This is a genomic window from Rhodoferax sp., from assembly GCF_034519335.1.
Lineage (GTDB): Bacteria > Pseudomonadota > Gammaproteobacteria > Burkholderiales > Burkholderiaceae_C > Allorhodoferax.
Window position 1 is genome coordinate 1 of record NZ_JAXHOL010000005.1, and the last position, 5,313, is coordinate 5,313.

Consider the following 5,313-nt stretch of genomic DNA (forward strand, 5'->3'; position numbering starts at 1 on the left):
CAAAGCGTAGTCTGGGACGAAGCCGAAAACCGCATGCACGTGCAGAAGGCGCTGATGGAGTACCTGCTGCTGGGCAAGCTGTAAACACTCTGCCAAGCACCCGCGCAATTTCGTTCAATACACAACACTGACACGCAGCAACACTTCGGGCCTTGATCAACAAGGACGGAGAGATGCAATGGCTGCAGTGTGGATATCGATGGCTCTGTTTACCCTGGCCGGGGCCATTTCACCGGGGCCAGTGAATGTGATTGCGTCCAGCCAGGGAGCACGTTACGGCTTCTGGCGCGCCCTGCCCCATGTGGCGGGTGCCAGCCTGAGCTACTGCGCAGTGGTTCTGCTCATGGGCGGCGGCTTGCAGTGGCTGCTGCAAACCTGGCCAGCATTGACCACGGCCACGCAGTACACCGGCGCACTGTACCTGCTGTACTTGGCCTTCAAGATTGCGGTGGCCCCCGTGCAACCCATGAACAACTCGGACACCTCCCCCCAACACACGAACTGGGTACACGACGCTCTGCAAGGCGCCCTCACACAAGGACTGAACCCCAAGGCCTGGCTGGTAGCGCTCTCAGGCATAAGCCTGTTTGTGCCTGCGGGTGCGGATGCAGGCCTGCGGCTCTGGCTTTTCTGCACCATCTCAGGTGTGGTCTGTTTTGGCTCGGTGGCCTGCTGGGCAGCTCTGGGCACGCTGATCCGCCAGTGGCTGCAGCCTGCGAACCACCAGCGCCTGTTCAACCGTGTCATGGCCGGGCTGCTAGTGCTCACGGTGCTGGACATGGTGGACCTGCTCTGAGCGATTCGAATTACCATTCCTGCATGCCTGCCAGCCCCCACGCCTTCACGCGCCACGCCAGCCTGCCACACCTGGAGCTGCGCACCACCACGCGGGCCCGCGACAACTACCAGACCCACACCCACGCCGAGTATTCGCTGGGCTGTATTGATGCAGGCGCGGCGATCTACCGCCATGGCACACAGGCCGTGGCGCTGCGCTCCGGCATGACCGTGATGATGGAGCCAGGACTGGCCCATGCCTGCAACCCCGACGCGCAGCAAGCCTGGTCCTACCGCATGCTGTACGTGGATGCGCAGTGGATGCACCAGAGCTTTTTACCGTTTGACGCGCAAGCAGCGCCACAACCATTGGCTTTAGCGCGCCACCATAGCGACGATCCAACCATCTTTCAAACACTGACCGAACTGCTAGACCGCCTGGCCGGCACACCTGACCCCCTGCAAGTGGATGAACGATTGCTCCTTTTTTTGGAGCAGCATGTGCTGGTTCCACGGAGGACGGAGCCTGAAATCTCTGTCAACCCTTGGGGCGTAGCCCGGGCGCGCGACCTGCTGCATGCGCACGTGGAGCAGCCGCTGGCGTTGGCCGAGCTGGCAATGGCCAGCGGGCTCGACGGTTTTACGCTGATCCGCAAGTTCAAACAGGCCTACGGCCAGACACCACACGCTTATCAGATCGACCTGCGACTCATCCGGGCCAAGCAGTTGCTCAAACAGGGGGCGACCCTGGCCGACGTGGCCCATCAGCTGGGCTTTGCCGACCAGGCGCACTTTCAGCGCCAGTTCAAACAACGCCACGCCACCACGCCCAAAAACTACCAGGGCAACCTGCGCGCCGTTCTGTCCCATGGCTGAGTCTGCGTGTACGTCCTGCGGCGCGTGCTGCGCCTGCTTCCGGGTGGAGTTTTCGGTCTACGAGATGGCCTTTGCGGGCGGCACCGTGCCAGACGACTTGGCCGACGAGGTCAACGGCAACACCTGGCGCATGCAGGGCACCGGCAGCGTGCCCATCCGCTGCACTGCGCTTACCGGCACGGTGGGTGAACAGGTGGGCTGCCGCATCTATCCGCTGCGGCCGGCCCCTTGTCACGAATTGGTGGAGGGCAGCGAAGGCTGCAGACGGGCCCGCGCCAAACTCGGGTTGCCCGCACTGGAATAAAGCGATTCAATCCAGTGGAACCGGCAGATCCGCCATCTGCCCCTTGAATTCTTGTAACGAAAAGTGCGACTGCACCTGCCGCACGCCCGGCAGGCGGTGCAGCTTGCGCTGCAACAGCTCGGAATAGTGGTCCAGATCGCGCGCCACCAGCCCCACCAAAAAGTCCGCCTGCCCCGAGATCGCGTGGAACTGCACCACCTCTGGAATCTCGGACACCGCCTGCACAAAGGCTTGGGACGAGGCTTCGTTCTGGTGGTCAATGCCAATCAGCACAAAGGCCAGCACGCTGTAGCCCAGCGCCCGCCGGTCCAGCGCGGCGTGGTAGCCCTTGATGGTGCCAGCCTCTTCGAGCTGCTTGACGCGCCGCCAGGTGGGTGACTGCGACAAATGGGCCATCTGCGCCAGCTCGCCCGAGGTCAGGCGCGCGTTGTCTTGCAGGGCCCGCAGCAGCAGGCGGTCGGCTTTATCGGTGACTTGCTGCATAAATATTTCTCCAAATCCATTCCAGAAGACTAACTTAGTCCATTTTTTGAATATGGAAGATTAGATATCAACATTTCAAAGCCCCTAACACATAATTTCGGAAGACCACTCTCACTGAGACACCATGACCACTCCCCTCACCCTGAACGACTGCCGCGCCCGCGACACCGCCGACACCCTGCGCCCCCTGCGCGATCTGTTTGACATTCCCGAAGGCGTGATCTACCTCGACGGCAACTCGCTGGGCGTGATGCCAAAGACCGCTGCCGCCCGCGCGGCCGAGGTGGTGACCCAAGAGTGGGGCCAAGGCCTGATCCGCTCCTGGAACACCGCCGGTTGGTTCAGCCTGCCGCAGCGCCTGGGCAACCGCATCGCCCCGCTGATCGGGGCGGATGCGGATGAAGTGGTCGCCACCGACAGCACGTCCATCAACCTGTTCAAGGTCCTGTCCGCCGCCTTGTCCATCGCCGCGCAGGACGCGCCGCAGCGCAAGCTCATCGTGAGCGAGCGCAGCAACTTCCCCACCGACCTCTACATCGCCGAAGGCCTGTGCAAAGAGCGCGGCTACACCCTGAAACTGGTGGAGCCCGAAGAGATCGCTGCCGCACTCACTGCCGACGTGGCGGTGCTGATGCTGACCCACGTGAACTACCGCACCGGCGCCATGCACGACATGCCCGCCGTGACCGCCGCCGCCCACGCCGCCGGCGCGCTGATGATGTGGGACCTGGCCCACAGCGCAGGCGCCGTGCCGGTCACGCTCAAGGCCTCGGGCGCCGACTTCTCGGTGGGCTGCGGCTACAAGTACCTGAACGGCGGCCCCGGCGCACCGGCCTTTGTGTGGGTGCACCCCAAGCACGCCGACCGCTTCTGGCAGCCCTTGGCCGGCTGGTGGGGCCACGCGGCGCCTTTTGCTTTCACGCCCGATTACCAACCCGCCCCCGGCATCACCCGCTACCTGTGCGGCACCCAGCCCATCGTCAGCATGTCGCTGCTGGGCTGCGGCCTGGAAGGCTTTGAGGCGGCCGAGAAGCTGGGCGGCATGGCGGCCTTGCGCGCCAAGTCGCTGGCGCTGACCGACCTGTTCATCCAGCTGGTGGAAGAGCGTTGCCAGGGCTACGGCATTGGCCTGGCCACCCCACGGGACCATGCCCAACGCGGCTCGCAGGTGTGCCTGACGCGTGAGCACACGGCTGGCGGAGCCTTGGGCTCCGGCGCTTTTGCGATGGTGCAGGCGCTGATTGCGCGTGGCGTGATTGGTGATTACCGTGCGGGCGATGGCGGCATCCACAAAGACATCCTGCGCTTTGGCTTCACGCCGCTGTACATCGGGTTTGAAGATGTGTGGAATGCGGTGGAGCATTTGCGCCAGGTGCTGGAGAGCGGCGAGTGGCAAAAGCCTGAGTTCAACCAGAAGCATGCGGTGACCTGACTATGGAGCGAACACCTGACTGTCCGGCATGCCCTCATGCACGGCCCGAGCCGCGCCACCCATCCACCGCTAGGATGAGATCTCATCGTCGCTGACGAAAAAGCCCAGCTCGACTTCAGCAAAACCATGAGCTATGGCGACTACCTGCAGATCGACACCATCCTGTCGGCGCAGCACACGCTCTCGCCCACGCACGACGAGCTGCTGTTCATCATCCAGCACCAAACCAGCGAGCTGTGGATGAAGCTCATGCTGCACGAGCTCACCGCCGCCATGCGCCACATCGCGCAGGACGACCTGCCGCCCGCCTTCAAGATGCTGGCGCGCGTGAGCAAGATCATGGAGCAGCTGGTGCACGCCTGGGACGTGCTGGCCACCATGACGCCGCCCGAGTACACCGCCATGCGGCCTTACCTGGGCCAGAGCAGTGGCTTCCAGAGCTTTCAGTACCGCTGCATCGAGTTCTCGCTGGGCAACAAGAACGCCGCCATGCTCAAGCCCCACGCCCATGCGCCCGAGCGGCTGGCGCTGGTGCAAGCGGCGTATGAAGCGCCGTCTTTGTACGACGAAGCGCTCAAGCTCATGGCGCGCCGTGGCATTGCCGTGCCCGCCAGCCACCTGCAGCGCGACTGGACCCAGCCCTACGCTGCCAGCCCCGAGGTCGAAGCCGCCTGGCTGCAGGTCTACCGCGACCCCAAGGCCCACTGGGACCTGTACCAACTGGCCGAAGAGCTGACCGACCTGGAAGACGCCTTCCGCCTCTGGCGCTTCCGCCACGTCACCACCGTGGAGCGCGTCATCGGCTTCAAGCGCGGCACCGGTGGCACCGGCGGCGTGAGCTACCTGCGCAAGATGCTGGACGTGGTGCTGTTCCCCGAGATCTGGACGCTGCGCACGGCGCTGTAGGCCAGTTACGTGCCAAATGGGCTGCTAGTGCCCGTGGAATATGCGCGAGCAGCTCCTTTTTTCATAGCAAATAAAACCAAATCCTAGCGGGCTTTTTGCTTGGCGGTGGGCAACCAGGGCTGCGCGTAGGTGAGCAATGGGCTGCTACCAAAGTTTTTGGTCATGCGGACCTCTGCCTCCAGGGCTCTTCGTGTCTCGATCAATACAACCAAGCGTCGTCCTAAGGATTCACGCCGGGGCAGTGAATTGACCGCTAACGAAAACTCACCTGCCAGAACATCACGGTGGCCAACCCGAACCTGATCTGCGGTGGCCTGCAAACCTGATCGGGTTGTAATGCGTGGGCACTCGGGAGAGTCCAAAGTATTGCTACAAGGGCTTGAAGGGGTACCTTGATTGCCATGCGATATCTCGTTCGATTCTTATTGAGATTGGACAAATCCATTGTGGAATATTCGCGAGCAGCTCCTGTTTTTGTAGCAATCAGGCGCCGCTAACCAAGGGAAACAAGGCGTCGTGTTGCGGCAATACATGG

6 protein-coding genes are annotated in these 5,313 nt (G+C 62.7%); 5 read left to right on the forward strand and 1 reads right to left on the reverse strand.

Translation table 11 applies throughout. The features are described from left to right. The first annotated feature begins 178 nt into the window (after positions 1–178). From U5O12_RS04625 to U5O12_RS04635, 3 genes are read left to right on the forward strand one after another with little or no spacing between them, the layout of a single operon-like run. A complete protein-coding gene (locus U5O12_RS04625) occupies positions 179–796 on the forward strand; it encodes a LysE family translocator (protein ID WP_322577511.1) in 618 nt (205 codons plus the stop codon). 23 nt (positions 797–819) lie between these two features. After that, the gene (locus tag U5O12_RS04630) at positions 820–1,653 is read left to right on the forward strand and encodes an AraC family transcriptional regulator (protein ID WP_322577512.1); all 834 of its coding nucleotides are present in this window, start codon (positions 820–822) and stop codon (positions 1,651–1,653) included. Further along, on the forward strand, positions 1,646–1,957 hold the full coding sequence (locus tag U5O12_RS04635; protein ID WP_322577513.1) for a YkgJ family cysteine cluster protein: 312 nt from the start codon (positions 1,646–1,648) through the stop codon (positions 1,955–1,957). Before U5O12_RS04630 ends, U5O12_RS04635 begins: the two co-directional genes overlap by 8 nt. Before the next feature lie 6 nt (positions 1,958–1,963). On the opposite strand, the gene U5O12_RS04640 is transcribed toward U5O12_RS04635, so the two are convergent. Further along, the gene (locus U5O12_RS04640) at positions 1,964–2,440 is read right to left on the reverse strand and encodes an Lrp/AsnC family transcriptional regulator (protein WP_087494417.1); all 477 of its coding nucleotides are present in this window, start codon (positions 2,438–2,440) and stop codon (positions 1,964–1,966) included. Positions 2,441–2,564: 124 nt separating this feature from the next. On the opposite strand from U5O12_RS04640, the gene kynU reads away from it, so the two are divergent. Beyond that, on the forward strand, positions 2,565–3,872 hold the full coding sequence (gene kynU / locus U5O12_RS04645; protein ID WP_322577514.1) for a kynureninase: 1,308 nt from the start codon (positions 2,565–2,567) through the stop codon (positions 3,870–3,872). A gap of 84 nt (positions 3,873–3,956) precedes the next feature. Next, positions 3,957–4,778, forward strand: a complete 822-nt coding sequence (gene kynA, locus U5O12_RS04650; RefSeq protein WP_322577515.1) for a tryptophan 2,3-dioxygenase — start codon at positions 3,957–3,959, stop codon at positions 4,776–4,778. The last annotated feature ends 535 nt before the right edge of the window (positions 4,779–5,313 follow it).